The 3,193-nt window shown below is 39.8% G+C and carries 5 protein-coding genes; 3 read left to right on the forward strand and 2 right to left on the reverse strand.

Going from position 1 to position 3,193, the window contains the following annotated elements:
- The first annotated feature begins 392 nt into the window (after positions 1-392).
- Both IEY42_RS21780 and IEY42_RS21785 read left to right on the forward strand, forming a co-directional pair.
- On the forward strand, positions 393-563 hold the full coding sequence (locus IEY42_RS21780) for an acetyltransferase (protein ID WP_188927268.1): 171 nt from the start codon (positions 393-395) through the stop codon (positions 561-563).
- Positions 563-955, forward strand: coding sequence for a type II toxin-antitoxin system death-on-curing family toxin (locus tag IEY42_RS21785; protein WP_188927269.1), 393 nt, complete (start codon positions 563-565; stop codon positions 953-955). Before IEY42_RS21780 ends, IEY42_RS21785 begins: the two co-directional genes overlap by 1 nt.
- Before the next feature lie 222 nt (positions 956-1,177).
- Here IEY42_RS21785 and IEY42_RS21790 read toward each other — a convergent pair whose 3' ends face one another.
- Positions 1,178-1,765: a TetR/AcrR family transcriptional regulator gene (locus tag IEY42_RS21790; protein WP_188927270.1), complete on the reverse strand. Its 588-nt coding sequence runs from the start codon at positions 1,763-1,765 to the stop codon at positions 1,178-1,180.
- Between the two features lie 185 nt (positions 1,766-1,950).
- Between IEY42_RS21790 and IEY42_RS21795 the strand changes: the two genes are divergently transcribed.
- Complete coding sequence (locus tag IEY42_RS21795; RefSeq protein ID WP_188927271.1) at positions 1,951-2,889, forward strand: hypothetical protein; 939 nt, start codon at positions 1,951-1,953, stop codon at positions 2,887-2,889.
- Between the two features lie 5 nt (positions 2,890-2,894).
- Here the strand turns inward: IEY42_RS21795 and IEY42_RS21800 are convergent.
- Positions 2,895-3,193 (reverse strand): ISAs1 family transposase (locus IEY42_RS21800; protein ID WP_188927272.1); only part of this gene is annotated, 299 nt, incomplete at its 5' end.

The raw sequence follows: 3,193 nt of genomic DNA on the forward strand, positions 1-3,193 counted from the left end.
TTCAATCTCCAGTTAAATCAATTATGTCTTAACTGGGTTAGTCGTATCAATTAAACCACGTCATCACATACGAACACGACGTCGGATCCAATGGTCATTGTTTATAAACAATCAGCGACACATCCTTGATAAGCGTTAGCGATACCAAAGTAATAGATCCAGCTTTGCCTTCTTTTTCATAAAAGGTGATTCACTTTAAACAGCTGATAACTCATACTCATGCCCCAATTTCGGTTCGTTATCCAAACTATCCAACATGACCTCAACACTGAATCCAAAAGTGATCGGGATGGATGGTAGTATGTAGCATTAACAGTCATAATGATTAAAGCTTTATGGTGATAGCTAATTTGGTATTATACAAACCTAACAGTAAAGTTGAGGAATTCAAGATGAACAAGAAAGTTGAGGCATATGGTGTTAATGCCGTTGTGCGACCTAAAATCACTGCAACTAAAGAACTTGATTTATCTGGTATGTATGGTCAGCAAATTGTTAAGTCTGAGACAAAGCTAGCTTTAAGAACACATCGTAAGACGTTCGAGAAATTGGCTGATATGTAATGGATATCATTTGCTTTCCATTCGAGCGTGTAATCGAAATCAATACTTTCATTTTAGAAACTGAACCTGGCATGAAAGGGCTGGTAGATGTTTCAAAATTACAAGGTGCATTAGGGCGTATTGATAATGCAATCGTGTACGATGGTTTAGATGATGTGTTTGAAATTGCCGCCAAATATACGGCAAGTATAGCTATTGCTCACTCTTTGCCTGATGCAAATAAACGCACTGGATTGATAGTTGCGCTTGAGTATTTGTCGTTAAATGATTTTGAACTGACGAGTGACAACACGCTATTAGCTGATGCTGTAAGAGATTTAGTGCTTGGTGTGATTGGCGAAAGTGATTTTGCTGACATATTGTATGCTCAATATGCGCAAGAAAATAAGTAGTATTGTTTTGAAATTGACAAAATACTCAATAAATATTTAGATGTCATATATCGACTACGAATGTTCACTATCTGAGATGTGACTTTTCGATTAGTTATTGATTATAATGAATTTTAGTTTTATTGGACGAAAGATAGGACTTAGAACCCACGAGTGCTTATTTCATTACAAACAAGTGTAATCGTTTCAATTTATTGCATTTGGGTTGCTATTAGCGAGGACTTAATCGTGCTGATTGAGCTTTAGTAGGGCGTCAATGTGCAAGCTAACGGTATCGAGTATTAATCCTTCCCAATGAGCGTTATCGATTTCTTCGGCGATAGCGTGGTGCATTAGCCCCATATATCCATGCACAATTGACCATACCTGTAAGGTCGTATTGCGTTTTTGCTCAAAGCTTGCGCCTTTGGGTAATATCGTTTCGATGATCTTAGTGGTTTGCAAAAATGCTTGTACGCTAGACTGCTTGGCTTCATCAGAAGGGCAGTAATCAGCGACGCTTTCGCCAAAAATAAGTAGGTAATGCCCGCGATATTTTACCGCTGTTTTGATATAGCCTTGAGTGGCTAGCATAATGCTTTCTTTCGGGTTTTCACTGTTGATAGGTACATCAACCGCATGTTGAAAGCGAGTAAATCCCTCGATGTAAAGGGCATCTAAAATACCTTGCTTACCGTTGAAATGACTATAAATCCCAATCGTTGACAAGTTCGACTCTCGGGCAATTGCTCTGACGCTTAACGCCGAAATTCCGCCTTTTAAAAACAGTTTTGATGCCGCGAGTAATATTTTTTCTTTAGTATTTTTCATGCACAAATCAACCACACAATGTTGAGTCATCATAACGCTAATTTAACGAGATTAATATTATTTCTTGACAAAATATAACACTGTTATATTTTATTTATAACGCTGTTATATTGAGCGCTGCGCGAAGCGAGAAAAATAAAACTAAATACATAAAATGGTATGGCTTAACAATTGGCGGGGACAAAATGGACGTTCAAGTATTAGAAACTGATTACTTAGTGATTGGCAGTGGGGCAATGGGGATGGCGTTTGTCGACACCCTGCTTGCTGAAACAGATGCCAATATTATTATGGTTGATTTACACGCAAAGCCGGGAGGACATTGGAATAACGCTTATCCGTTTGTCACCTTGCATCAACCGTCTAAATTTTATGGTGTTGGCTCTAAAGAACTCAGCAAAGGACGAATAGATAAAATAGGTTTTAATGCAGGTTTGAATGAACTTGCCACTGGCGCCGAAGTTAGCGCCTACTTTGATGAGGTTATGAAGCAGCACTTTCTTGGCTCTGGTCGGGTTAAGTATTATCCCATGTGCAAATATACTGGCGATAACAGTTTTGTTTCTATGACCAGTGGCCAAATCTTTAATGTTAAAGTTAACAAACGGTTAGTTGATGCGACTTATTTAAAAACCTCGGTACCTTCAACGCATACGCCTAATTTTTCAATTGCAGATGGCGTTAACTTTATTGCGTTAAATCAATTACCAACAATAACCCACCCGCCTGAACTATACGTGGTGATAGGCGGCGGAAAAACGGGAATAGACGCCTGTTTATGGTTGCTTGAAAATCAGGTTAATCCGGATGATATTTGTTGGATCATGCCGCGCGATGCCTGGCTGATGGATCGTCGAAATACTCAGCCCACGGCTGAATTCTTCAGTGATACTATTGGCGCACAAGCTGATCAAATGGAAGCATTGGCCAATGCAGAATCTGTTGATGACCTGTTTAATAAACTTGAAGATAAAGGCGTGTTAGTGCGTCTAGATAAATCCGTTAAGCCTGAAATGTACCACGGCGCGACGATTTCTCAGCAAGAGCTTAGCCAATTGCGACGCATTAAGCAGGTACTGCGTAAAGGGCGCGTTACCCATCAGGGCGGGATTAAGCTTTGTTAAATCTTTTAACCAAAGAAAATCTCGCTCCTAAAATCGCCATTCCATGCAGCCTTTCTTATTTTGGTTGGTTTACTGGCTTTTAGTGGATGCTGCTCTAAAAGGTTCAGCACGATACGCCTAAATAGCGCCATTTTCTTCGCGTTTTCACGGTCACCAATCCTTGAACAGTCTTCCCTAAAAGTGACGTCAAGCACCCAGTGTTGCTGGTTTTCGATGTGCCAATGCTGACGCACTGCTTTGACTGCAAGTTCGATGTCCAGAGGTAAAGAACTTAAGTAATAATCCGTATTTATGGTGGTAACAC

The sequence above is a fragment of the Shewanella algicola genome (assembly GCF_014648035.1).
Lineage (GTDB): Bacteria > Pseudomonadota > Gammaproteobacteria > Enterobacterales > Shewanellaceae > Shewanella > Shewanella algicola.